25 protein-coding genes are annotated in these 22,970 nt (G+C 62.1%); 6 read left to right on the top strand and 19 right to left on the bottom strand.

Annotation, left to right across the window (positions count from 1 at the left end; genetic code table 11):
* Positions 1–111: 111 nt before the first annotated feature.
* The 7 genes from J2W46_RS23450 to J2W46_RS23420 all read right to left on the bottom strand — a co-directional run bounded on the left by J2W46_RS23450 (position 112) and on the right by J2W46_RS23420 (position 6,409).
* Positions 112–321 carry a DUF2970 domain-containing protein gene (locus tag J2W46_RS23450; RefSeq protein ID WP_087752569.1) on the bottom strand — a complete coding sequence of 70 codons (210 nt, stop codon included), beginning with the start codon at positions 319–321 and terminating at the stop codon, positions 112–114.
* A gap of 31 nt (positions 322–352) precedes the next feature.
* Entirely contained in the window at positions 353–967 is a 615-nt protein-coding gene (locus J2W46_RS23445) for a cytochrome c oxidase assembly protein (RefSeq protein WP_020067031.1), read from the bottom strand.
* A 44-nt stretch (positions 968–1,011) separates the two neighbouring features.
* Entirely contained in the window at positions 1,012–1,146 is a 135-nt protein-coding gene (locus tag J2W46_RS23440) for a cytochrome oxidase small assembly protein (protein WP_020067032.1), read from the bottom strand.
* A 112-nt stretch (positions 1,147–1,258) separates the two neighbouring features.
* Positions 1,259–2,872, bottom strand: coding sequence for a cytochrome c oxidase subunit I (ctaD, locus tag J2W46_RS23435; protein ID WP_020067033.1), 1,614 nt, complete (start codon positions 2,870–2,872; stop codon positions 1,259–1,261).
* Between the two features lie 43 nt (positions 2,873–2,915).
* Positions 2,916–4,550 carry a cytochrome c oxidase subunit II gene (coxB, locus tag J2W46_RS23430; RefSeq protein WP_088173191.1) on the bottom strand — a complete coding sequence of 545 codons (1,635 nt, stop codon included), beginning with the start codon at positions 4,548–4,550 and terminating at the stop codon, positions 2,916–2,918.
* Positions 4,551–4,623: 73 nt separating this feature from the next.
* A complete protein-coding gene (locus tag J2W46_RS23425) occupies positions 4,624–5,097 on the bottom strand; it encodes a DUF2244 domain-containing protein (RefSeq protein WP_020067035.1) in 474 nt (157 codons plus the stop codon).
* Between the two features lie 346 nt (positions 5,098–5,443).
* Positions 5,444–6,409 carry a methyltransferase domain-containing protein gene (locus tag J2W46_RS23420; protein ID WP_088173192.1) on the bottom strand — a complete coding sequence of 322 codons (966 nt, stop codon included), beginning with the start codon at positions 6,407–6,409 and terminating at the stop codon, positions 5,444–5,446.
* An 83-nt stretch (positions 6,410–6,492) separates the two neighbouring features.
* Here J2W46_RS23420 and J2W46_RS23415 point away from each other — a divergent pair, with 83 nt between their 5' ends.
* Both J2W46_RS23415 and trmL read left to right on the top strand, forming a co-directional pair.
* Positions 6,493–7,278, top strand: coding sequence for a ComF family protein (locus J2W46_RS23415; RefSeq protein WP_310356622.1), 786 nt, complete (start codon positions 6,493–6,495; stop codon positions 7,276–7,278).
* An 18-nt stretch (positions 7,279–7,296) separates the two neighbouring features.
* Complete coding sequence (trmL, locus tag J2W46_RS23410; protein ID WP_310356619.1) at positions 7,297–7,767, top strand: tRNA (uridine(34)/cytosine(34)/5-carboxymethylaminomethyluridine(34)-2'-O)-methyltransferase TrmL; 471 nt, start codon at positions 7,297–7,299, stop codon at positions 7,765–7,767.
* On the opposite strand, the gene J2W46_RS23405 is transcribed toward trmL, so the two are convergent.
* From J2W46_RS23405 to J2W46_RS23385, 5 genes are all read right to left on the bottom strand, one after another.
* On the bottom strand, positions 7,740–8,288 hold the full coding sequence (locus J2W46_RS23405) for an O-acetyl-ADP-ribose deacetylase (RefSeq protein WP_310356616.1): 549 nt from the start codon (positions 8,286–8,288) through the stop codon (positions 7,740–7,742). The genes trmL and J2W46_RS23405 overlap by 28 nt on opposite strands.
* Before the next feature lie 115 nt (positions 8,289–8,403).
* Positions 8,404–9,402 (bottom strand): NAD(P)H-dependent glycerol-3-phosphate dehydrogenase, encoded by a 999-nt coding sequence (locus J2W46_RS23400; protein ID WP_310356613.1) that lies wholly within the window; start codon positions 9,400–9,402, stop codon positions 8,404–8,406.
* 21 nt (positions 9,403–9,423) lie between these two features.
* Complete coding sequence (secB, locus tag J2W46_RS23395; RefSeq protein WP_027804472.1) at positions 9,424–9,894, bottom strand: protein-export chaperone SecB; 471 nt, start codon at positions 9,892–9,894, stop codon at positions 9,424–9,426.
* 150 nt (positions 9,895–10,044) lie between these two features.
* Positions 10,045–10,305 (bottom strand): glutaredoxin 3, encoded by a 261-nt coding sequence (gene grxC / locus J2W46_RS23390; RefSeq protein ID WP_020067042.1) that lies wholly within the window; start codon positions 10,303–10,305, stop codon positions 10,045–10,047.
* The gene (locus tag J2W46_RS23385) at positions 10,302–10,727 is read right to left on the bottom strand and encodes a rhodanese-like domain-containing protein (RefSeq protein WP_310356607.1); all 426 of its coding nucleotides are present in this window, start codon (positions 10,725–10,727) and stop codon (positions 10,302–10,304) included. Before J2W46_RS23385 ends, grxC begins: the two co-directional genes overlap by 4 nt.
* Positions 10,728–10,863: 136 nt before the next feature.
* Here J2W46_RS23385 and gpmA point away from each other — a divergent pair, with 136 nt between their 5' ends.
* The 3 genes from gpmA to J2W46_RS23370 all read left to right on the top strand — a co-directional run bounded on the left by gpmA (position 10,864) and on the right by J2W46_RS23370 (position 14,399).
* The gene (gpmA, locus tag J2W46_RS23380; RefSeq protein WP_020067044.1) at positions 10,864–11,610 is read left to right on the top strand and encodes a 2,3-diphosphoglycerate-dependent phosphoglycerate mutase; all 747 of its coding nucleotides are present in this window, start codon (positions 10,864–10,866) and stop codon (positions 11,608–11,610) included.
* Positions 11,611–11,988: 378 nt separating this feature from the next.
* Positions 11,989–13,566: a S41 family peptidase gene (locus J2W46_RS23375; RefSeq protein ID WP_020067045.1), complete on the top strand. Its 1,578-nt coding sequence runs from the start codon at positions 11,989–11,991 to the stop codon at positions 13,564–13,566.
* 74 nt (positions 13,567–13,640) lie between these two features.
* The gene (locus tag J2W46_RS23370; RefSeq protein ID WP_310356603.1) at positions 13,641–14,399 is read left to right on the top strand and encodes a HesA/MoeB/ThiF family protein; all 759 of its coding nucleotides are present in this window, start codon (positions 13,641–13,643) and stop codon (positions 14,397–14,399) included.
* A 71-nt stretch (positions 14,400–14,470) separates the two neighbouring features.
* On the opposite strand, the gene ptsP is transcribed toward J2W46_RS23370, so the two are convergent.
* The 7 genes from ptsP to J2W46_RS23335 form a co-directional block, all read right to left on the bottom strand.
* Positions 14,471–16,219 carry a phosphoenolpyruvate--protein phosphotransferase gene (ptsP, locus tag J2W46_RS23365; protein ID WP_020067047.1) on the bottom strand — a complete coding sequence of 583 codons (1,749 nt, stop codon included), beginning with the start codon at positions 16,217–16,219 and terminating at the stop codon, positions 14,471–14,473.
* Positions 16,220–16,467: 248 nt separating this feature from the next.
* On the bottom strand, positions 16,468–16,737 hold the full coding sequence (locus J2W46_RS23360; RefSeq protein WP_020067048.1) for an HPr family phosphocarrier protein: 270 nt from the start codon (positions 16,735–16,737) through the stop codon (positions 16,468–16,470).
* Between the two features lie 80 nt (positions 16,738–16,817).
* Positions 16,818–17,306 (bottom strand): PTS sugar transporter subunit IIA, encoded by a 489-nt coding sequence (locus J2W46_RS23355; protein WP_020067049.1) that lies wholly within the window; start codon positions 17,304–17,306, stop codon positions 16,818–16,820.
* 341 nt (positions 17,307–17,647) lie between these two features.
* Positions 17,648–18,604: a glutathione synthase gene (gene gshB / locus J2W46_RS23350; protein WP_310356598.1), complete on the bottom strand. Its 957-nt coding sequence runs from the start codon at positions 18,602–18,604 to the stop codon at positions 17,648–17,650.
* Positions 18,605–18,769: 165 nt separating this feature from the next.
* The gene (gene gshA, locus J2W46_RS23345; RefSeq protein WP_095417596.1) at positions 18,770–20,059 is read right to left on the bottom strand and encodes a glutamate--cysteine ligase; all 1,290 of its coding nucleotides are present in this window, start codon (positions 20,057–20,059) and stop codon (positions 18,770–18,772) included.
* A 248-nt stretch (positions 20,060–20,307) separates the two neighbouring features.
* Complete coding sequence (locus J2W46_RS23340) at positions 20,308–21,801, bottom strand: ammonium transporter (protein ID WP_310356593.1); 1,494 nt, start codon at positions 21,799–21,801, stop codon at positions 20,308–20,310.
* A 45-nt stretch (positions 21,802–21,846) separates the two neighbouring features.
* Positions 21,847–22,185, bottom strand: a complete 339-nt coding sequence (locus J2W46_RS23335; RefSeq protein ID WP_006048089.1) for a P-II family nitrogen regulator — start codon at positions 22,183–22,185, stop codon at positions 21,847–21,849.
* Between the two features lie 467 nt (positions 22,186–22,652).
* On the opposite strand from J2W46_RS23335, the gene J2W46_RS23330 reads away from it, so the two are divergent.
* A complete protein-coding gene (locus tag J2W46_RS23330) occupies positions 22,653–22,907 on the top strand; it encodes an accessory factor UbiK family protein (protein ID WP_020067052.1) in 255 nt (84 codons plus the stop codon).
* Positions 22,908–22,970 lie beyond the last annotated feature (63 nt).

Below are 22,970 nucleotides of genomic sequence, written 5' to 3'. Positions count from 1 at the left end.
AGTCCAGTTGTTCCGGAAGCTCCGGCTGCATCTTCGGCGGCGCGTGTGTACCGCACCGCTTCACTCTAATTCGTGGGCGCTGCTACGCCCGTACCACATGCATGCGCAATGTCAGCCCACCACCGCGCGTACCACCAGAATCAGCACGCCGATGAAAATCGCCGTGCTGATCAACGCCGCGATAATGACGTGCACCGGGTTCAGTTGCGTTGCGTCGGCTTCAAGATCGCGCCGCTTGCGCACGCCGAAAAACGACCAGAACACCGCCTTCATCGACTGGCCGAAACTGCTTTTGCGCGGGCCGCCGCTGTTATCGCTCATTGTTGTCTTCCTTCGCCGGCGGCATGAGCCGTCAGGCGGGATTGGCAGCAGTTGCCGCCGTCTCGGCCGGGAGCGCCGCGCTTCCAACCTTCGCCGTTGCCGGCGTGTTCAACTCGAAAAACGTGTACGACAACGTGATCGTTTTCACGTCCTTCGGCAACTTCGGATCGACGACGAACACGACAGGCATCCGCTTCGTCTGATTCGCCGTCAACGTCTGCTGCGTAAAACAGAAGCACTCGATCTTCTTGAAGTACTCAGTTGCCTGTTTTGGCGCGTAGCTCGGAATGGCTTGCGCCTGAATCGTGCGCGCCTGTTCGTTGCTCACCTCGTACATCACCGTTGTCACTTCGCCCGGATGCACGTCCATGCTGCGCTGTTCCGGCTTGAAACCGAGCGGGCCGCGCGCGTTCGCATCGAATTCGATCGAAACCGTACGGCTCATGTCGACCTGCGTATTCTTCGCCTCGCGCACCGTTGCATCGCGCTGCACCAGGTTGTTGATGCCGGTGATCTGACAGATCGCGCGGTACATCGGCACGAGCGCAAAACCAAAACCGAACATCATCAACGCGACGACGAACAGCTTGACCAGCATCGAACGGTTGAAAGAGCGATCGGCCTGAGCCGGCGGTTGCGTCGACATCTCAATCCTCAACAAACCTGCAAACTACACCTGGACCGGTTCCGTCAGGAAAACCAACCCTGATTGATGATGACGCTCGCGAAAAATACCGCTGCGATTGCGAGCAGCACAAGACCGATGCGTCTGTTGCTCGCCCGAATCTGCTCCGGCGTACGTCTTTCCTGTGAATTGCGCGTCATGCTCGAGTTTCTGAATACCTGGTTACTGCCATTGCCGCGCTTTCGCCGCCGTCCGGTCCGGGCGACGACGCAATCACGTCGCCACGGAACCGGCTACTTCGCTAAACGACGATTACTCGACGGTCGGCGGGTTTTCGAACGTGTGGAACGGAGCCGGGCTCGGCACGGTCCACTCGAGGCCCGTTGCGCCGTCCCACGGTTTGTCGCCCGCTTTTTCGTGGTCGCCGCCGCCGCGATACGCAGGCAACGCCACCGCGAACAGGAAGTACACCTGCGCGAGACCGAAGCCGAACGCGCCGATCGAAATCACCTGATTCCAGTCGGTGAATTGAGCCGGATAGTCGGCGTAGCGACGCGGCATGCCTGCGAGACCGACGAAGTGCATCGGCAGGAACGCGAGGTTGAAGAAGAACATCGACGCCCAGAAGTGAATCTTGCCGCGCGTTTCGTTGTACATCCAGCCGGTCCACTTCGGCGCCCAGTAGTACCAGCCCGAGAACAACGCGAACAGTGAGCCCGCCACCAGCACGTAGTGGAAGTGCGCGACCACGAAGTAAGTACCGTGATACTGGATGTCGAGCGGCGCCATGGCGAGCATCAGGCCCGACAGGCCGCCGAACGTGAACACCAGCAGGAAGCCGACCGCGAACAGCATGGGCGTCTCGAAGGACAGCGAACCGCGCCACATCGTAGCGACCCAGTTGAACACCTTCACGCCAGTCGGCACGGCGATCAGCATGGTCGCGTACATGAAGAACAGTTGGCCCGTTACCGGCATGCCGGTTGCGAACATGTGGTGCGCCCAGACCATGAACGACAGAATCGCGATCGACGACGTTGCGTACACCATCGAGCTATAGCCGAACAGCGGCTTGCGCGAGAACGCCGGAATGACCTGCGACACGATCCCGAACGCCGGCAAGATCATGATGTACACCTCGGGGTGCCCGAAGAACCAGAAGATGTGCTGGTACATGACCGGGTCGCCGCCGCCCGCCGCGTTGAAGAACGACGTGCCGAAGTGGCGATCGAACAGCACCATGGTGATCGCGCCAGCCAGAACCGGCATCACGGCGATCAGCAGGTACGCAGTGATCAGCCACGTCCAGACGAACATGGGCATTTTCATCAGCGTGAGGCCGGGCGCGCGCATGTTCAGGATCGTCACGACGATGTTGATCCCGCCCATGATCGACGAAGCGCCCATAAGGTGGACCGCGAAAATCGCGAAGTCCATGCCCGGGCCCATCTGCGTGGACAGCGGCGCGTACAGTGTCCAGCCCGCGGCGGTTGCGCCGCCCGGCGAGAAGAACGAACCGACCAGCAGAACAGCCGCCACCGGCAGAAGCCAGAAGCTGAAGTTGTTCATGCGGGCAAAAGCCATGTCCGATGCGCCGATCTGCAGCGGCACCATCCAGTTCGCGAAGCCGACGAACGCCGGCATGATCGCGCCGAACACCATGATCAGCCCGTGCATGGTGGTCAACTGGTTGAAGAACTCGGGGCGCATGATCTGCAGGCCCGGCTCGAACAATTCGGCACGAATCATCAGCGCCATCACGCCCCCGGAGAGGAACATGGTGAACGAGAAGATCAGGTACAGCGTACCGATGTCCTTGTGGTTGGTTGCGAACAGCCAACGACGCCAGCCATGCGGCGTTTCGTGGGCATGGTCGCCGTGCACGTGCTCGTGGCCCGCGACTACATCGTGTCCGATGCTAGACATGACAATCTCCTAAAGCGAATACTGCGGTGCTGACCGTGACACGTCAGGCAGCCGGGCTGATCTGAACACGCCGGGCTTCTTTCGCGTCGCTGCCGCCCGTGATCGTTTCCGGCTTCTTCAAAATAATATGGTCTTCGGCGATGCCGGCTGCTTTCAACGCGTCGCGCACGGCTTCCGCACGGCTCTTCGCGAGCTTCGCGTTCGTGTCCGCGGAACCGCTGGCGTCGGTGAAGCCAGACAGCGTGAACTTCGCGTCCGGATGCGCCTTCGCGTAAGCCGCGGCTGCTTCGACCGCCGCTTTCGCGTCGGCGGGCAGCGTGCTCTTGCCGGTATCGAAGTAGACGCTCGCCGGCAATGCTGCTTGCGATGCCGCCGCACTTTCCGAACCCGCGGACGCTGCCTGCGCACCCGATGCTTCCGAAGCCGCAGCACCCGACGCCGCTTCCGCGCCGCTCGCCGCCGCGCCTGCGTCGGCCAGATGGTTGCCGCCTTCCGGCAGTTTGCCGTTACGGGCGTCTGCAACCTGCTTCGGCTGGAGAATGTCGCCGGTGTGGTTGCCCCACGAATTACGTTCGAACGTAACCACCGAGGCAATCTCTACGTCGTTCAGCGTAGGTGCCCACGAAGGCATTGCATTCTTGCCCTTCAACACGATGCTGACGTGCTCTGCAATCGCGCCGTTCGCAACCTTGCTGCCGTCGAGCGCCGGGAATGCGCCCGCGCCCTTGCCGGTAGGCTGATGGCAGACCGCGCAGTTCGCTGCATAGACCTTGCCGCCGCGCTCCATCAACTCGGCCATCGTATAAGTCTTGTTCGGATCGTCCTGACCCGCCGCCATTTTCTTCTTCTGCGTGTCGACCCACTTCGCGTAGTCGTCGGTGGAGAGCACTTCGACCACCACCGGCATGAACGCGTGTTCCTTGCCGCAGAGTTCGGTACAGAAGCCGCGGAAGGTACCGACCTTGTCAGCCTTGAACCACGTGTCGCGCACGAAACCAGGAATCGCGTCCTGCTTCACGCCGAAGGCCGGCACGTACCAGGAGTGGACCACGTCGTTGGCGGTGGTGATGATGCGGATTTTCTTGCCGACCGGCACGACCAGCGGATTGTCGACTTCTTGCAGATACGTAGTGGAAATCGGCTGACGGCCGTCGGTTTCGGCACGCGGCGTGGCCAGCGTGGAGAGGAAGTTGATGCCCTCGCCCGGACCCTTCACGTAGTCGTAACCCCACTTCCACTGGTAGCCCGTGACCTTGATGGTGACGTCGGCATTGGTCGTGTCCTTCATTGCGACAACCGTCTTGGTGGCCGGCAACGCCATCAGCACGACGATGACGAACGGCACGATCGTCCAGATGATTTCGACGGTGGTGCTTTCGTGGAAATTCGAAGCCTTGTGGCCTTTCGATTTGCGGTGGGCAAAGATCGAATAGAACATCACAGCGAACACGCCGATGAAAATCACCGTGCAAAGAATCAGCATGAACGTGTGGAGGCTGTAGAGCTCCTCAGCGATTTTAGTCGCAGGCGGCTGGAGATTGATCTCGTTGACGGCAGGGCCGCCCGGAACATCGCCCACTGCCAGGGCGGCACCGGCGAAAAGCAGTCCGCTCATCGCCAGCACGCCCATGAGCGCTCGCTTGATTGTTTTCATAGCTTCCTTACCCAAAATTTCCATTCAAACCCTCGACCCCGCTGACCCCGTGACGGGCTGCCCGCGCTCCCCGTGAACGCCGCATGACCGGATGCGCCTAACAACGCGCGAGCCAGATACGCAACTCGCGGGCGAACTGCGCGCGCCGGTGCTGCGCGAGATGCTGCCCGATCATGATCGTCTCGCCGCGCGAGACCAGCTTGATCTGATCACGCGGTGTTGCGCCAGCCTCGATCCGCACCCAGCGCGGATTGAACTCGAACTGCGTGACCTGCTCGGCGCTCACCTGTTCGATTACAAGCCGGTTCTGAAACAACCGGATGCGTTCGTAATCGACAGCGTGGCGCGCATACATGGCAAACGCGACGCCCACCGCCAGCAATTCGATACCGGTGAACGGCAACACCAGCCAGGCGCCAACCAGAACCAGCATGAAAGCAATTGCCAACGAGAACAACGCGAGCGACACATAGAAACACACGAACTGCCGCGGCGACATGGAGCAGTTGCGTTTCATGGTCCAGTCCTTCAGGACCGGTTCTGAATCCGCCAGCAGATCTGATGCATCCATCGCTGCCTCCCGCCGAACGTCAACAACGCGTCACCAAGTCGTCAACAACGCGCCACCAACGGCCGCCTGCAATGCCCGACAGTGACCTCAACCCGCAACCATATTCCGGCCGCCCAACCGCCACCGCGCCAACTCGTGTTGCAGCCCGTGCCTCGGGCCTGCCGCCCCAAATGTGGGAACTCCGGGCGACAAACTGACGCATTATAGGCGCGATCCATAGCATCCACAAGCAAGCCCCGACCGCCTCACAAGCCAGGCGCGACAAGCCTCCGCGCCGTTTTGCCGCACCTTTTGCACGTCTTTGAAAGCGGTAATTTCAGACATAACAGATGTCCTCTTTACCTCTTTAGCGATTCCTCGACGAGCCTCGCCCAATGTCCTCTATTCGCACGATGCCGTGTCCTTCCGCCGTCGTGCGCGGCACCGCTTTCCATGCGTGTCCGTAGATCACCTCGAAGGTCAGCGCAATCGTTCCGTCGCCGCGCCGACGCGCTTCGAGCGCTGCCAGCAACGCTCTGTGCAACCGCCGTGCCGCCGCGCCCGACGACTCTTCGCGCTCGAACGGATATGCGCCCCAACGGCGCACGTCCGCGAGCAGCGACTCGGGCGACTTATAGGTGATTGTGATGGTTTCCTGGTCCATCACGGGAATTTCGAAACCGCTTTCGACCAGCATGTCGCCAAGGTCATGCATGTCGACAAAGTCGATCACATGCTTGCGCGAGCCGACACCGTGCGCCGCTTCCACTTCGGCGTATGCGCCGCGCAACTCTTTCAGGGTGTCGGGTCCGAGGGTACTGAACATCAGCAGCCCGTTCACCTTGAGCACGCGCTGCCACTCAGGGAATACGAGGTCAGGGCGCGAGTGCCAGTGAAGTGCGAGATTCGACCAGATGAATTCGAAGGCACCAGCCGCGAAAGGCAGCGCGGAAAAGTCCGCCTGCGCGAAGCGCGGACCGCGTGCGCCAAGCGCCTTGCCCAGCGTGGCCGGCAAGAAGCGCCGCCAGCTCGTATCGCCGGAATCGTGGCGCAGCGCGCGTGTGAGCATGCCGCGCGACAGGTCCGAGCCGAACACCGGCGCTTCCGGAAAGCGCTCACGCAATGCAGGAATGTCTTCCCCTGCACCGCAACCGGCATCCAGCACGCTTGCCGGCGCGACCTTGATGTAATCGAGACGCTCGCGCATGCGCTGCGCGATCTCGCGCGGCAGGAAGGCGACGTCGTCGAAAGTCGTTGCACGGCGGTCGAAAATCCGCCTGAGGCGCTGGGAATCGTAGACCGGACGGCCTGATTGAGCGGAAGTTGGGGACATGGGTGTCGTACTGGCGTAGAGCCCGAAGTATACTCGTTCGCTTCCTCCGCTTCAGTGCGAACGGCCTTTGCGGCCGCCAGTGCATGACAATCCGAGCATATTTTTCGTCGTCAGCCAGTCAGTTCACGCGATTCGCGCGTGGCGTGCGTTCGGCGTGGCCGCATGCAATGCACGCGATCCTTCCGAACGCCTGCGCTCTGTGCGGCAATTTGTCGCACAGCACGCTGTGCCTCTTTTGCGACGAATCCTATTGGAATGAGAGTGCGTTGCGTTGCTGTGTCTGCGCCGTGCCGCTGACTTTCGCGCGAAGGGAACAGCACGCGTCTTATCGCTGCGCAGATTGCGTCGCCGAAAAACCGCCGTTCGACGCAACGTTCGCGCTCGCCGACTATCGCGCGCCGCTCGACGCGCTCGCAGTCGGCCTGAAGTTTCGCGCCCAGTTGATGCTGGCGCGCGAATTCTCGCGGCGTCTTGCCCGTCTCGCGCAAGATACCTGGCAAGAGCCGTCTGACTGCCCCGATGTCATCGCTCCGGTACCGCTCGCAGACCGGCGTCTTAGAGAACGCGGCTATAACCAGGCATGGCAGATCGCCAGAGCGCTGGCTCGCTCGCTGAAGGTGCCGGCCGACCCGACTCTGGTGCGCCGCGTGATCGACACCGCGCCGCAGTCGCGGCTCGATCTCGACGCGCGCCGCCTCAACGTGGGCCGCGCATTCCAGCTTGCTGGCAGAGTCGAAGGACTGCACGTAGGCATTGTCGACGATGTAATGACGACCGGCGCAACGCTCGAAGCGCTCGCCCGCACGCTGAAGGCAGCCGGTGCGCGGCGCGTCACGAACTTCGTCACACTGCGCACACCGAAAAACTAGTTTCTACCTGATCACTCTATGTTCAACGTCGTTCTTGTCGAACCGGAAATTCCGCCCAATACCGGCAACGTCATCCGCTTGTGCGCCAACACGGGTGCGCGGCTGCATCTGATTGAGCCGCTCGGCTTTCCGCTCGACGACGCCAAGCTGCGCCGCGCCGGTCTCGACTATCACGAATACGCGGAAATGAACTTGCATGCCGACTGGGCCGCCTTCATCGCGAAAGAGTCGCCGGACCCGTCGCGCATGTTCGCGTTCACCACGCGCGGCTCGGGCCGCTTTCACGAGCACGCGTTCCAATCGGGCGACTGGTTCGTGTTCGGCGCGGAAACGCGAGGCTTGCCTGACTCCGTGCTCGAACAGTTTCCGAACGAACAGCGCGTGCGCCTGCCGATGCGTCCCGGCAACCGCAGCCTGAACCTGTCGAATACCGTCGCGATCGTGGTGTTCGAAGCGTGGCGTCAAACAGGTTTCGACGGCGGCGCCTGACGACGCTGCAACTCCGCCTGATAACGCTCGAACATCGCGTGCTCGTAGCAGGCGAAGATCACCTGCTCGAGTTGCGGCATGCGAGGTAGATTTTCGATTACCGTTTGGACCGCGATACGAACTGCTTGATCGGCAGGAAAACGGTAGATGCCGCAACTGATCGCGGGGAATGCAATGCTCGCGCAGTTCGCCTCGCGCGCCACCTCGAGCGAACGCTGATAACAGGAAGCCAGCAGATCGGCCTCGCCATGCGTGCCGCCGCGCCAGACTGGGCCCACCGCGTGAATCACATAGCGCGCCGGCAGATGGTAGCCGCGCGTGAGCTTCGCGTCGCCTGTGGCGCAGCCGCCAAGCGCTTCGCATTCGCCCAGCAATTCCTTGCCTGCGGCGCGATGAATCGCGCCGTCCACACCGCCGCCGCCGAGCAAGGACGTATTGGCTGCGTTGACAATGGCGTCGACGTCGAGAGTCGTGATGTCGGCCACGCGTGCCTCCAGCGTGCAACCACCGATATTGAGCATATGAGCCTCGCTGATCCGTAGCGTCGATAGACGATGGACAGCGAGTGAAGACAGCCGTTCAGCGTTGTTACACGCCGAACGGCTGACAGGCAGCGCGCCCGGAAACCTGGGCGGCTTATTCGGCCTTCGAATCGCGCCGCAGCAGGGCGCTGACGGCGTCGCGCGGCGCAACGCCGTCGAACAGCACGGCACAGACCGCCTGGGTGATCGGCATCTCGAGTGCATGAGCACGCGCGATCGCGAGAACCGCTTGCGCGCAACGCACGCCTTCGGCCACATGGCCCAGGCCGCCGAGAATATCGGCAAGCGAACGGCCTCCGGCAAGCTGCACGCCGACCGTGCGGTTGCGCGACAGATCGCCGGTCGCGGTGAGAATCAGATCGCCGAGCCCCGTCAAACCGGTAAACGTCTCCGCGCGACCGCCGAGCGTCACGCCAAGACGCGACATTTCTGCGAGTCCGCGCGTGATCAGCGCTGCGCGCGCGTTCAGACCGAGACCCAGACCGTCGGCGATTCCCGTTGCAATCGCCAGCACGTTCTTCACCGCGCCGCCCACTTCTACGCCGACGATGTCGTCGCCCGTATAAATGCGCATCGCGCCGTGATGAAACGCCGCAACCGTACGCTCGCGACAGGCCGCCGAAGCACTCGCGATGGTCAACGCAACCGGCAAGCCCTGGCCGACTTCGCGCGCGAAACTCGGCCCCGACAACACACCATTGCTGCCGTGCGAGGGCAGTTCCGCCGCGACCACCTGATGCGGCAACAACTGCGACTCCGCCTCGAAACCTTTGCAGAGCCACACGATATGCGCGGGCACTTTGCCCGCATCGCGCATCGACTGGAACAGGGTGCGCAGTCCGGCCACGGGCGTGGCCACGACGCATAGCGCGTCGTCGGCGAGCGCGTGGTCGAGCGCTGCGTTCAGGTCCGCTTCGTAGCGAAGCGCCGACGGCAAGGCAACGCCCGCCAGATAGCGGGCGTTTTCGTGCGAAGCGGAGAGATCTGCGACCAGCGCGGGCTCGCGCGCCCACAACAGCGTGTCGTGCCTGACGGCCAGATGGCCGGCGAGGGCCGTGCCCCATGCGCCGGCTCCGAGGACAGCAACCTTCATAGCCGGCACTGCCTGCGACACTTAATGCGTGACGCCGTTTTGCGCTGCGCCGTCCTGGCCGCCCATCTGCGCGAGGCGTTGCTCATAGAGCGCCTGGAAGTTGATTTCGGCGAGGTGGATCGGCGGAAAACCGGCGCGCGTGATGGCGTCGGCGATGTTCGAGCGCAGGTACGGGAACAGGATGGTCGGGCACGCAATGCCGACGAGCGGATCGACCTGTTCAGCCGGAATGTTGCGAATGTCGAAAATGCCCGCTTGCTTGGCCTCGATCAGGAACGCAACCTTGTCCGACACCTTGGCCGTCACGGTGCCCGTCACCAGAATTTCGAACACGGTGTCGGCGAGGCGCTCGGCCTTCACGTCGACTTCCACTTCCACCGACGGCATTTCCTGCTCGAGGAAAATGGCCGGCGAATTGGGCTGCTCGAGCGACATGTCCTTCAGATAAATGCGCTGGATGTTGAAGAACGGCTGGTTGTTCTCGTCGGACATGATTGAGTGATTCCCTGATAGATATGCGTAGCGGCGGCCCATGAAGTCACGGGTCGCCAGATAGTTGCGGCGCGCCGCCTGCCCTCGCGGGGCGACGATGCGCCGGCTTGTATTTCACCCGCCGCTTCCCGCGCCCAACGGCGCGAGAATTCAGGCGGCTGCCAGCAGAGGCGTCAGACCGCCCGCGCGATCGAGCGCGGAGAGATCGTCATACCCGCCGACGTGCGTCTCGCCGATGAACACCTGCGGCACCGTGCGACGACCGGTCCGGGTCATCATCTCCTCACGACGGGCCGGGTCCTTGTCGATCAGTACTTTTTCGATATTCTCGACGCCGCGCGACTTTAAAAGACGTTCGGCCATCTGGCAATACGGGCACACCTGCGTGCTGTACATGATCACTTTGTTCACTTGGCTACTCCTTGTTTCACAACCGGCATGCCGGCTTTCTGCCAGGCGTCGACGCCGCCTTCCAGAACGTGGACTTCCGCATATCCCGCATCCTGCACGATACGCGCCGCCTTGTTCGACTGCTGGCCGGTCTGACAAACCAGCAGCACGGGGTTGCTCTTATTCTTCACCAGTTGCGCGACCTTTGCTTGCAACTCGGCGAATTCCAGGTGCCGTGCCGCAGGCAAATGCCCTTTGGCGAAGTCAGCCGGCGGACGCAGATCGATGACCGCCGCATTGCGCCGATTGATCAACTGCGTGGCTTCGGCGGCCGACAGGCCACCACGGCCGCGCCGGCTGATGGTCGGCCACAGCAGCAACCCACCGGAGATGAGGACGATCGCAATGAGGACAAGGTTTGTGTAATCAGTGAAAAACTTCACGGAAGATCCGCCGAAAAAGAGAGAAATCGGAAAGGGCAATCCGGGCATTATAAAATAAGCGTCTGACGCGATGGCGGCGCTCCTCTACGTGCGCCGGGCAGCGCTTACCGCTTCCTTACTACCGACCGGCAATCTTATGTACAAACTCGTTCTCATCCGCCACGGCGAATCGACGTGGAACAAGGAAAACCGCTTCACGGGCTGGGTCGACGTCGACCTCACCGAACAGGGCAACCGCGAAGCGCAGCAGGCGGGCGTGCTGCTGAAGGAATCCGGCTATTCGTTCGACATCGCTTATACGTCAGTGCTCAAACGCGCTGTCCGCACGCTGTGGCATGTGCAGGATCAGATGGATCAGATGTACATACCCGTCGTGCATTCGTGGCGTCTGAACGAACGTCACTACGGCGCGCTGTCGGGTCTGAACAAGGCCGAAACCGCAGCGAAATTCGGCGACGAACAGGTGCTGGTCTGGCGCCGCAGCTACGACACGCCGCCGCCTGCGCTCGAACCGACGGACGAGCGCGCGCCGTACAACGATCCGCGCTACGCCAAGGTGCCGCGCGAACAGCTGCCGCTCACCGAGTGCCTGAAGGATACGGTGGCGCGCGTGCTGCCGCTGTGGAACGAGTCGATTGCGCCGGCCATCAAGTCGGGCCGCAAGGTGGTGATCGCGGCGCACGGCAACTCGATCCGCGCATTGGTGAAGTACCTCGACAACATCTCGGACGAGGACATCGTCGGGCTCAATATTCCGAACGGCGTGCCGCTCGTCTATGAACTGGACGAGAACCTGAAGCCGCTGAAGCACTACTATCTGGGAGACCAGGAAGCGATCGCGAAGGCGCAGGCCGCAGTCGCGAAGCAAGGCAAGGCGGGCTAATTCCGCTGCGCCGCCAGTGGCAGCGTGACGGCAACCTAGCTGACTTTCGCCGCGTCGCAGCGCTTCATTGTTAAAGATCGTTGCGGCGGCGGTGACCGCAAGCGCCGCGGCGCGTCACAAACGGACCACGCCGACCGGCAAGACGTACCGGTCAGCGCGGTCCGCTTTCCCCGATCGCGGCCATTCTCATCGCGATCCACTTCCACTGTTACCGCACATTACTTCGACGTCGCGCGTGCGTTGCGCCGAACCCGGCACGCTTCGCGCTGTCGAATCACGATTGCCTGCACCGCGCCCTGAGTTGGCGGGTGTGCAGTTATACTTGTCCGTCCCCATCTCTATCGACGCTGCCACGCGCTTCCGACCGCAACAGACTCTATGCGAAAGAACCTGAAAAATATCGGCCTGATCGCCGCGGGCCTTGCTACCGGTGTATTCGCCACTTTGCAACTTTCGGCCTCGGCCCAGCAGCCCGCCAGCGCCGCCGCCACTCCGTTGCCGCTGGACCAGCTCAGGCTGTTTGCCGAAGTGTTCGGGCAGATCAAGCACGAGTACGTCGAACCTGTCGACGATAAAAAGCTTCTCACCGCCGCAATCAAAGGCATGGTGTCGAGCCTCGACCCGCATTCGTCCTACCTCGACAAGACCGATTACGAGGAACTGCAGGAGCAGACCAAAGGTCGCTTCGCGGGCCTCGGCATTGAAATTTCGTCGGAAGACGGCCTGATCAAGGTGATCTCGCCGATTGAAGACACGCCCGCGTTCCGCGCCGGAATTCGTCCGGGCGACCTGATCACGCGCATCAACGACAAGCCCGTACGCGGCATGACGCTCGACCAGGCGGTCAAGCAGATGCGCGGCGAGCCGGGCACCAAGGTCACGCTCACAATCTTCCGCAAGACCGACGACCGCACGTTCCCGCTCACGGTGACGCGAGCGCTCATCAAGGTGCAGTCGGTCAAGATGAAGATCCTCGCGCCGGGCTACGCGTATGTGCGTATCACCAGCTTCCAGGAACGCACCACGCCGGACCTCGCCGCCAAGCTGCAGGACATCGCGCGTCAGCAGCCGAATCTGAAGGGTCTCGTGCTCGACCTGCGCAACAACGGCGGCGGTCTGCTGCAAAGCGCGGTCGGCGTAGCCGGCGCGTTCCTGCCGCCGAACTCGGTCGTCGTGTCCACCAACGGGCAGATTCCGGATTCGAAGCAGGTCTATCGCGACACTTACGACAACTACCGTCTGCAGTCCTTCGACTCCGACCCGCTGAAAGACGAAGCCCCGATCTTCAAGACCGTGCCTATGATCGTGCTGACCAACGCCTACTCGGCGTCGGCATCGGAGATCGTCGCGGGTGCGTTGCAGGATCAGCATCGTGCGTTGATCGTCGGCAAGACGACCTTCGGCAAGGGCTCGGTGCAGACCGTGCGACCCATGACCGCCGACACGGCGCTGCGCCTGACCACGGCGTATTACTACACGCCGAGCGGCCGTTCTATCCAGAACAAGGGCATCCGTCCTGACATCGCGGTCGATCAGTACGCGGAAGGCGATCCGGACGACGCACTCGTCACGCGCGAAGTCGACTACTCGAATCACCTTGCCAACACGCAAGACCCGAACGAGAAGAAGGAAGCCGAGAAGCGCGAGCAGGATCGCATGGACCAGTTGCGTCAGCTCGAAGAGCAGAACGACAAGAAGACGCCGGAACAGCGCCAGAAAGATCGCGAGCGCAAGCCGGTCGAATTCGGTTCCGCCGACGACTTCATGCTGGCCCAAGCCTTGAACAAGCTCGAAGGCAAGCCGGTTCAGGAATCGAAGTCGTTGACCGAGCGCCGTCTCGCGCAGAACAAGCCGGCCACGTCAGCGTCCGCGCCGGTCGCGGTTAAGCCGACGCAACCGGTGCCGGGAGCGTCGGGTGCTGCGCCGGCATCCGCACCGGCTACGCAGAGCAAGTAAGCAGCACGACTCACGTGTCTTCGCGGCGCCGGCCGCCGTGAAGACACGCAGCGAAGAAGACACGCTGGCCCCTCATGAATGACGATCAACTCCTTCGCTATTCCCGCCATATTCTCGTCGACGAAATCGGCATCGAGGCGCAACAGCGCTTTATCGATGCGCACACGATCATTGTCGGCGCGGGTGGACTGGGTTCGCCTGCCGCGATGTATCTCGCGGCGGCCGGCGTCGGACGCTTGACGCTAGTCGATGCCGATACAGTCGATCTCACCAATCTGCAGCGGCAGATCCTGCATGTCAGCGCGTCGGTCGGACGCAAGAAGGTGGAGTCCGGCCGCGACACGCTCGTGCAAATCAATCCCGAAGTGACAGTGAACGCGGTGGCCGAACGCGTCGACGACGCGTGGCTCGATCGTCATGTGCCGGCCGCCACGGTGGTGCTCGATTGCACCGACAACTTCGCCACGCGCCACGCGATCAATCGCGCCTGCGTGAAGCATGGCGTACCGCTGGTGTCGGGCGCCGCATTGCGCTTTGACGGCCAGATCAGCACGTTCGACTTCCGCAGTGAAGCATCGCCGTGCTACGCGTGTGTATTCCCCGAAGACCAGCCGTTCGAGGAAGTCGCGTGCTCGACCATGGGCGTGTTTGCGCCGACGGTCGGCATCATTGGCTCGATGCAGGCAGCGGAAGCGCTGAAGATCATCGGCGAAATCGGCACGCCGCTTGTCGGCCGGCTGACCATGCTCGATTCGCTGCGAATGGAGTGGACGACCATGCGCATTGCGCGTCAGCCCGATTGCCCGGTATGCGGACAACCCCACCTGCCTTGAACCGACGAACGAAGCCAAAACGAAAACGCCGCACATGTGCGGCGTTTTTCATTCAGAGCAGGCGTTGTCGATCAGGCTTGCGCCACGCGCTTAAGCGCAGCTTGCACTTCCTCGGGCTCGAACGAAGCGAGCACATCTGCCACCGGCTTCTCCAACGTTTTCAAATGCGAGCGCAAGACTTCCTGCTTGACCACGAGCAATTGACTCGGATGCATTGAAAACTCGGTGAGGCCCATGCCGAGCAGCAGACGCGTCAGGCTCGGGTCGCCCGCCATCTCTCCGCACACCGACACCGGCACCCCCGCTCGCTTCGCTTCGCGCAACGTGAAGGCGATCAGATGCAGCACCGCCGGATGAAGCGGATCGTACAGATGCGCGACCGAGTTGTCCGCCCGGTCGATAGCCAGCGTGTACTGGATCAGATCGTTCGTGCCGATGGACAGAAAATCCAGCCGCTTGAGAAAGAGCGGCAACGCGATGGCCGCTGCCGGAATCTCGATCATCGCGCCGACCTGCACGTTCGGGTCGTAAGCAATCCCTGCGTCGTCGAGCTGACGTTTGGCTTCGCGGATCAGGTCCAGCGTTTGATCGATCTCCTGCGCATGCGCGAGCATCGGCACCAGAATCTTCACCGTGCCGAACGCCGACGCGCGCAGAATCGCGCGCAATTGCGTTAGGAACATCTGCGGCTCGGACAAGCTCCAGCGAATTGCCCTGAGCCCCAACGCGGGGTTCGCCGCGGTTTCGTAACCGTCGCCGCCGCTCATCGAATCGAGGGGCTTGTCGGCGCCTACGTCGATCGTGCGAATCGTGACCGGCAGACCGTTCATCAACTCGACCGCGCGCCGGTAGGCTTCGAACTGCTCCTCCTCTTCGGGCATGCGGTGCTTGTGATTCATGAACAGAAACTCGGTGCGGAACAGGCCAACACCGGTCGCGCCGGCGTCGACTGCGGCGCGCGCATCTTCCGGCAATTCGATGTTCGCGCACAGTTCGATACGCGTGCCGCACAGCGTTTGCGTCGGCGAAAATTTGAGGCGCTGCAGCTTGCGCTGCTCAAGCGCTTTTTCGCTCTGCCGATATGAATATTCCTCCAGCACGATCGGCGCCGGATCGACGATCACAATGCCGTGGTCGCCGTCGACGATGATCAGGTCGTCCTGGCGAATCAGCGCGCTCGCGTGCTGCACGCCGACCGCCGCCGGAATGCCCAGGCTGCGCGCGACGATAGCCGTATGAGAAGTACGCCCGCCGAGATCCGTGACGAAACCCTGAAACGTTTGCGTTTTGAACTGCATCATGTCGGCTGGCGCAATGTCGTGCGCGACCACGATCATTTCGTCGCACGCACCGTGCACGCCATTCACCAGCGAGCCCGACGCGCCCGCAAGCGCCTTCAGCACGCGCTCCACCACTTGCTCGATGTCGGCTTTGCGCTCGCGCAGATATTCGTCTTCGATATCGTCGAAATGGCGCGAGAGCCGTTCGAGCTGTTCGGTCAGCGCCCATTCCACGTTGTAGCGGCGTGTGCGAATCAGATCGATGGTTTCCTGAACGAGCATTGCGTCGTTCAGGATCATTGAATGTACGTTGATGAAAGCGCCCATTTCGCTGGGCGCGTCCGCGGCGAGATCGGCGCGCAGCGCATCGAGTTCTTCATGCACGCGTTGCTGGGCCGCGCGAAATCGCTCGACCTCGCTCTCGATTTGCGCGGGTTCGATCAGATAGTGGTCTACGTCAAGTGCAGCCGGGGCGATCAGATAGGCTCGCCCGATGGCAATACCGCGTGACACGGGAATTCCATGCAGCGTGAACGACACGCGCACCTCCTCTAGTTGTGTGATGCCGCGGCAAACCGCTGCAGTGCTCTCAGACTCTCGTCGTCATTATAAATTCCACGCCGTCGCGCACGTGCGTGAATGCTGTGTGCAATGCAGCACGAAAGACCGTAGTCGTTGCGCTCCATGCATCATTGCATTCGCCGAAGAGATCCGCGTATTGTCGCGCGCTAAAAAAAACGCCGCGGACAGCCGCGGCGCTTCACTCATCGGTATATCGATTCGCAAGTTCACTGACCTTCGCCAAATTTATCAGCGATCAGTTTCAACAGTGCGTCCATCGCTTCTTTTTCGTCGGGGCCTTCGGTTTCGATCAGCACCGTGCTGCCGATACCCGCGGCCAGCATCATCACGCCCATAATGCTTTTCGCATTGATACGGCGGCCATTGCGGCTCATCCAGATTTCCGACTGGTAGTTGCCCGCCAGTTGCGTCAACTTGGCCGACGCGCGCGCGTGCAGCCCCAGCTTGTTCACGATAGTCGTTTCCTGTTGCAGCATGTGATGGTCCGAAGCGCTGGTAAGTGTTGTTGTGAAAGTAAAACTGCCAGTCAGTCGTTATGCAGTTGCAATGCGATGCGCTACAGGCCTGCTGGCCCAGCCTTCTGGACGAGTTCCGCGTCGCAAGGCAACGCGGGCAGACAGTCGGCCGAGGCCGCCGACGACTCAGCGGGCGCGGGCGTTGCCGGGCCGATTGCATGAACGCCCTTGGTCGCGCCGGCGAGCGCTTTGTCCACCAGTGTGTCGAGCGGCGTGGCGCGATAACAGACCGCGCGCACCAGCATCGGCAAATTGACGCCGCACAGCACGCGCACGTCCGGCACCGAGGCAAGCCGCCCCGCAATGTTCGCGGGCGTGGCGCCGAACATATCGGTGAGCACGAGCGCGCCGTTCTCTTCCTTCAAACGCGCGATTTCCGACTCGGCGAAAGAAACCATTTGTGCGGGATCGCAATCGGGCGATACGTCGATCACGCCGATGCGAGCCGGCAAGCCACCGTAGATATGCGAAATACAGTCGCGCAACGCGGTGGCGAACGGAGCGTGCGCAATGATCAGAATGCCTGCCATGTCAGCCTTACTGCAAAAAGACGGCCCCAAACGTGGATCGGAACCTGTCCGAAACGCTCGCGCTCTCGGCCGGCCGTGGGCCATGAGAGCCGGGAATGCACCACTTCATGAGCGGAATCACAAGCATGACGCCGTGCCGGCGCACGCTGAATCCGCTCGTTCCAGGTCCGCGATTCGTGCCGATGGCCCGGTGCAAGAGCCTCTTGCCAGAAACGGACGCGAAGAGCGGGCATTGTAGCAGGCCCGTTTTGGGGCCTAAGCCGGCGTCCCGTTCTGAGCGGACGTGATGCTGATCCTGCCACGTAGTTTGGGGGCCGCCGCCGACATTCAAGGACGACCGCTCAACCCGCCGCGCGCTCCAGTGCGTCGATGAACATCGCCGCGACGTCGAAGCCCGTCTGATCCATGATCTCGCGGAAGCACGTTGGGCTCGTCACATTGACTTCCGTGAGCCAGTCGCCGATCGCGTCCAGCCCGACGAGCAGCAGACCGCGCGCCGCCAGCACCGGCGCGAGCGTATCGGCGATCTTGCGGTCATGATCGGTCAGCGGACGCGCGACGCCGAGTCCGCCCGCCGCAAGGTTGCCGCGCACCTCGTTGCCTTGCGGAATACGGGCGAGCGAGTACGGCACGGCTTCGCCGCCAATCAGCAGAATGCGCTTGTCGCCGTCCTTGATCTCGGGGATGAACTTCTGCGCCATCACCGAACGCGTGCCGTCGTGGCTCAGCATTTCAATGATCGACCCGAGGTTCATGCCATCGGGCTTCACGCGGAATACGCCCATGCCGCCCATGCCGTCGAGCGGCTTCAGAATCACGTCGCCGTGCTGCTCGTGAAATGCCCGGAGTCGCGCCGGATCGCGCGTTACCAGCGTGGGCGCGACGAATTCCGTAAACTCGCCAATGGCGAGCTTTTCCGAGTGATCCCGGATCGCCTGCGGCTTATTGAAGATGCGTGCCCCGGCGCGCTCGGCCATTTCGAGCAGCCACGTGGAGGTGACATATTCCATGTCGAAGGGCGGGTCTTTGCGCATGACCACCGCGCTAAAACTCTTGAGCGCGCGCGGCGCGGCGGCTTCCGCCGCGTACCAGATATCGCGATGCAGGTCGGTCACGTCGCCGGTGATCGCAAAGCGCTGCACGTTTGCTTCGACGTCGCCGCCCGTCCACGCCAGATGCTTCGGCTCGCACGTGTACAGCGTATGACCGCGGCGCGCGGCCTCGGCCATCATCGCGTAAGTAGAGTCTTTGTAGATCTTGAACTGCGTAAGCGGATCGGCGATGAAAAGAATGTCCATGAAGGTCCCGTTGCGCCCTGCTGGGCATGGCGTTGATCGTGTAACTGCGCGTGAATCTGCGCGTGAATTTACGAGTGAAGTCGAGCGCGAATGTCGTGGGTGAAAACGGCGCGGGCGGCATGCGCGCCGCCGCGCATCATGCAGGCCGCCCTCGCGCGGCCGAGCTTAAACCTGGATCGCTTCCGGATCGGTCTTTTCCAGCTCGACCGATGCGGCCAGCAGCCCGAGCCGCGCCACCACGCCATACATATAGAAGCGGTTCGGCGGCGCCGCGCCGGGCTTGGCGTGCGCATCGGGCAGCGCCGTGTGCTCGAAACCGAGCGGCACGAAGTGCATGCCCGGCGCGTTCAGATTCTGATCGCGCTCGCGGCTGCCGTGCACACGGTAGAAACCGCCTACCACGTACCGGTCGATCATATAGACGACCGGCTCCGCCACTTCTTCGCCAATGCGCTCGAACGTGTACACGCCTTCCTGCACGATGACGTCATGCACTTCCAGGCCGTCTTTCGTGGCGGCCATCTTCGCCCGCTCGCGCTTGGTGAGCGCGGCCACTTCCGACGCGTCGTGCACGGTCATCACGCCCATGCCGTAAGTACCCGCGTCCGATTTGATGACGACATACGGCTTTTCGGAGATGCCGTACTCGCGGTACTTCTTGGCGATCTTTTTCAGTACGCCGTCGATCGCATCGGCCAGCGCTTCCTCGCCGGTGCGCTCCTGGAAATCCACGCCTTCCACATGCGCGAAGTACGGGTTGATCATCCAGGGATCGATCTCAACCATCTTCGCGAACTTCTTCGCCACGTCGTCATAGCACGAGAAGTGCGTCGATTTGCGGCGAACAGCCCAGCCGGCGTGCAACGGCGGCAGCAAATACTGCTCGTGCAGATTCTCGAGCACCGGCGGAATGCCGCCCGACAAGTCGTTGTTCAGCAGGATCGAGCACGGGTCGAAATTCTTCAGTCCAAGGCGACGCTGCGAGCGCTCGAGCGGTTCGAGCACGAGTTTCTGCCCGTCGGACAGCGCAATGGTGACGGGTCCGTTGATGTTTTCGTCGAGCGTGCCGAAACGCACGTTCAAGCCGGCCTGGCGCATGATCGCGGCCAGCCGGGCGACATTCTCCAGATAAAACGCGTTGCGCGTGTGGCGCTCGGGAATCACGAGCAGGTTCTTGGCGTCCGGGCAGATTTTTTCGATCGACGCCATGGCGGCCTGCACGGCGAGCGGCAGCACTTCCTGGGGCAAATTGTTGAAAGCGCCGGGAAACAGATTGGTGTCGACCGGGGCAAGCTTGAAACCTGCGTTGCGCAGATCGACCGAACAATAGAACGGCGGCGTGTGCTCCTGCCACTCGAGGCGGAACCAGCGTTCGATTGCGGGAGTGGCGTCGAGGATCTTCCGCTCAAGATCGAGCAGCGGGCCGTTTAACGCCGTAACTAGGTGCGGAACCATTGATCACTCGCAGACTGGAGAAAAAAGATTGTAGAGCAAATGCTTTGCCCATTTGGGGACGCTTTCTCCATTCGCAAGCTAGCCAGAATGCATTGTCTCTATCGCAATGATAGACAGGAAAAAGAACTGTTAACAAGATAGCGAGCAAGAAAAAAGCCCGCCATGAAGGCGGGCCGAAGCGCTGTGCTTGTTTCGTGCTTGTTCCTGATTCATCGAGCCCGGGAGCACGGGCTCGTCAAGCCACTTCCTTATTCGACGTGTTCGCCGTGCAGGCTGACGTCCAGGCCTTCGCGTTCCTGCTCTTCCGTCACGCGGATACCCATGGTCATGTCGATGATCTTCAGCAGGATGAAGCTCACCACGCCGCTGTAGATCAGCGTCGTCAGCACGCCCTTGGCTTGCAGCAGGACGCTGCCGTCGAAGCCGCCGATGTCCTTGACCGCGAACACGCCGGTCAGAAGCGCACCCACGATACCGCCGACGCAGTGCACGCCGAACGCGTCGAGCGAGTCGTCGTAACCGAGCTTGTGCTTGAGCCACGTTGCCGACCAGAAGCAGACTACGCCGGCCACGATACCGATCACGAGCGAGCCGAGCGTACCGACGAAGCCCGAAGCCGGCGTGATCGCCACGAGACCAGCCACCGCGCCCGACACGATACCGAGCACCGAAGGCTTACCCTTGGCCGCCCATTCGGCGAACATCCAGGCGAGCGCCGCGGCAGCCGTTGCTACTTGCGTTGCGAACATCGCGAAGCCGGCACGGCCGTCTGCCGCCACTGCCGAACCCGCGTTGAAGCCGAACCAGCCCACCCACAGCATCGCGCCACCGATCAGCGTCAGCGTGAGGTTGTGCGGAGCCATTGCTTCCTTGCCGTAGCCGACGCGCTTGCCGAGCACCAGGCAGCACACCAGACCCGCAATACCCGCGTTGATGTGCACGACCGTGCCGCCCGCGAAGTCGAGGACGCCTGCGCTAGCCAGCCAGCCGGTCGGTTCCCAGACCATGTGCGCGATCGGCGAGTAGACGATGATCGACCACAGCGCCATGAACACCAGCATCGCCGAGAACTTCATACGGTCGGCAAACGCGCCGGTGATCAGCGCCGGGGTGATGATCGCGAACGTCATCTGATAGACGAAGTAGACCGTTTCCGGGATCGTCGGTGCCAGGTGGCTGACGGTCAGCGTCGTGGCCTTGTCGCCCTTGATGTAGTTCATGCCGGCCATGAAGACGCGCGAGAACCCGCCGATGAACGAGCCGCCCGGCGTGAACGCGAGGCTGTAGCCCACCACCGTCCAGATGATCGTCACGAGGCAGGTGATCGCGAAGCTTTGCATCAGCGTCGCGAGTACGTTCTTCTTGCGGACCATGCCGCCATAGAAGAGCGCCAGACCCGGGATCGTCATGAACAGCACGAGCGCGGTGGAGGTCAGCATCCAGGCGGTGTCGCCCGAATTGATCTTCGACGAATCGACCGAGAACGGCGCGGTCGGTGCGGCCGGCGCGGCGTCCGATGCCGCGGGTGCGGTGGCGGCGCTCGCTGCGGGTGCAGCCGATGCGTCAGCCGCGGGTGCCGAAGCTGCGGCGGCGGCCGACGCGTCCGGTGCCGGCGCGCTTGCCGTATCGGAAGTAGCGGCCGAGGCGGCTGCGGGAGCGGACGCGTCGTCCGCGAGCGCGGCGCCGACACCGCCCGCGAGAAGCGAACCGGCCATCAGCAGGGACATCAATAGTTTGCGCATCTTTCGTTTCCTCTTGTCGCTTATCTGTGTCGCTATCTTTTGGTGTTACAGAGCGTCCGCGCCGGTCTCACCGGTGCGAATCCGGATCACCTGCTCGATCGGCGTGACGAAGATCTTGCCGTCGCCGATCTTGCCGGTGCGTGCCGCGCGCTCCAGCGCCTCGATCGCCTGATCGACGATGTCGTCCGAGACAGCGGCCTCGATCTTCACCTTCGGCAGGAAATCGACGACGTATTCAGCGCCGCGATACAGCTCCGTATGGCCCTTCTGACGGCCGAACCCCTTGACCTCTGTGACCGTGATGCCCGAGACGCCGATCGCCGACAAGGCTTCGCGCGCCTCATCGAGCTTGAACGGCTTGATGATTGCGGTGATGAGTTTCATGAAATCCCTCGCTTAGTTGCGTAACCCGTTTGCGTAACCCGTTTGCGTAACGCGTTTCCCGAACCCGTTGCAGCCCTGCTTCAATCCGTCTGCGTTCCGTATGCAGAAGCCTGGCTGGCACTCGTAACCGTCCGCGTGGTCTCGTTTCGCTGCCGGAAAATGGTGCCGGCAGTGCGCGCGGGGCAGTAAAAGCAACTCATATGCCATGTTGTGTCAAACTGCGCCCGCGCGGGCTTTGCGAGCGGCTCAGCCGCTCTTGTCCGAATGGCTAACGCACGCCCCGACCGGTGGCGCGGTGCAGGGATCGTTGCTAGAGTGTCCGCAGGTTCCGAAACAGGAAGCGCGCACCAAAGGGGCTCACGCCGTCGTGAGTTGAAAAGGCCGGCGCACCAACACAGCGCATCGTTAGATGCGAGGCACAGACGTAATGAAACGCTGCACATTTTTTGTGCACCAAGGGGAACACCATGAAACAACCGAACGATGTTTTCAACGACATTCAGGCACGCATGAGCGAGCTGTTCAAGAATTCGCCGGCCAAAGACGTCGAGCGCAATGTAAAAGCCATGCTGTCGCAGGGCTTCTCCAAGCTCGATCTGGTCACGCGTGAGGAATTCGATACGCAGACACAGGTGCTCGTGCGAACGCGCGCGCGTCTCGAAGAACTGGAGCGTCGCGTCGCAGAACTCGAACAGAAACTTCCGGTCACGCAGACTTCCTGACGCCTGTCGTTCTGGCAGCGCAGTAGCTGCATCTAGCTGCACATCACAGGCAAGCGAGCCGTG

This window comes from Paraburkholderia strydomiana (assembly GCF_031456815.1).
GTDB lineage: Bacteria > Pseudomonadota > Gammaproteobacteria > Burkholderiales > Burkholderiaceae > Paraburkholderia > Paraburkholderia caledonica.
The sequence above is the reverse complement of the archived record's forward strand: the minus strand, read 5'-3'. Positions and strand labels throughout refer to the sequence as shown.

Coding starts and splice junctions, on each gene's coding strand:
- coxB (WP_088173191.1), bottom strand. CDS start 4,550: ATGGAAATTTTGGGTAAGGAAGCTATGAAAACAATCAAGCGAGCGCTC.
- gshB (WP_310356598.1), bottom strand. CDS start 18,604: ATGGACATTCTTTTCATCGCCGATCCGCTTACGCAGTTCAAGATCTAC.
- J2W46_RS23425 (WP_020067035.1), bottom strand. CDS start 5,097: ATGGATGCATCAGATCTGCTGGCGGATTCAGAACCGGTCCTGAAGGAC.
- ctaD (WP_020067033.1), bottom strand. CDS start 2,872: ATGTCTAGCATCGGACACGATGTAGTCGCGGGCCACGAGCACGTGCAC.
- gshA (WP_095417596.1), bottom strand. CDS start 20,059: ATGGTTCCGCACCTAGTTACGGCGTTAAACGGCCCGCTGCTCGATCTT.
- J2W46_RS23420 (WP_088173192.1), bottom strand. CDS start 6,409: ATGTCCCCAACTTCCGCTCAATCAGGCCGTCCGGTCTACGATTCCCAG.
- J2W46_RS23370 (WP_310356603.1), top strand. CDS start 13,641: ATGAATGACGATCAACTCCTTCGCTATTCCCGCCATATTCTCGTCGAC.
- J2W46_RS23340 (WP_310356593.1), bottom strand. CDS start 21,801: ATGCGCAAACTATTGATGTCCCTGCTGATGGCCGGTTCGCTTCTCGCG.
- J2W46_RS23440 (WP_020067032.1), bottom strand. CDS start 1,146: ATGACGCGCAATTCACAGGAAAGACGTACGCCGGAGCAGATTCGGGCG.
- gpmA (WP_020067044.1), top strand. CDS start 10,864: ATGTACAAACTCGTTCTCATCCGCCACGGCGAATCGACGTGGAACAAG.
- J2W46_RS23330 (WP_020067052.1), top strand. CDS start 22,653: ATGAAACAACCGAACGATGTTTTCAACGACATTCAGGCACGCATGAGC.
- J2W46_RS23450 (WP_087752569.1), bottom strand. CDS start 321: ATGAGCGATAACAGCGGCGGCCCGCGCAAAAGCAGTTTCGGCCAGTCG.
- J2W46_RS23355 (WP_020067049.1), bottom strand. CDS start 17,306: ATGGCAGGCATTCTGATCATTGCGCACGCTCCGTTCGCCACCGCGTTG.
- J2W46_RS23360 (WP_020067048.1), bottom strand. CDS start 16,737: ATGCTGCAACAGGAAACGACTATCGTGAACAAGCTGGGGCTGCACGCG.
- secB (WP_027804472.1), bottom strand. CDS start 9,894: ATGTCCGACGAGAACAACCAGCCGTTCTTCAACATCCAGCGCATTTAT.
- J2W46_RS23415 (WP_310356622.1), top strand. CDS start 6,493: ATGACAATCCGAGCATATTTTTCGTCGTCAGCCAGTCAGTTCACGCGA.
- J2W46_RS23405 (WP_310356616.1), bottom strand. CDS start 8,288: ATGCTCAATATCGGTGGTTGCACGCTGGAGGCACGCGTGGCCGACATC.
- J2W46_RS23335 (WP_006048089.1), bottom strand. CDS start 22,185: ATGAAACTCATCACCGCAATCATCAAGCCGTTCAAGCTCGATGAGGCG.
- J2W46_RS23400 (WP_310356613.1), bottom strand. CDS start 9,402: ATGAAGGTTGCTGTCCTCGGAGCCGGCGCATGGGGCACGGCCCTCGCC.
- J2W46_RS23375 (WP_020067045.1), top strand. CDS start 11,989: ATGCGAAAGAACCTGAAAAATATCGGCCTGATCGCCGCGGGCCTTGCT.
- trmL (WP_310356619.1), top strand. CDS start 7,297: ATGTTCAACGTCGTTCTTGTCGAACCGGAAATTCCGCCCAATACCGGC.
- J2W46_RS23445 (WP_020067031.1), bottom strand. CDS start 967: ATGTCGACGCAACCGCCGGCTCAGGCCGATCGCTCTTTCAACCGTTCG.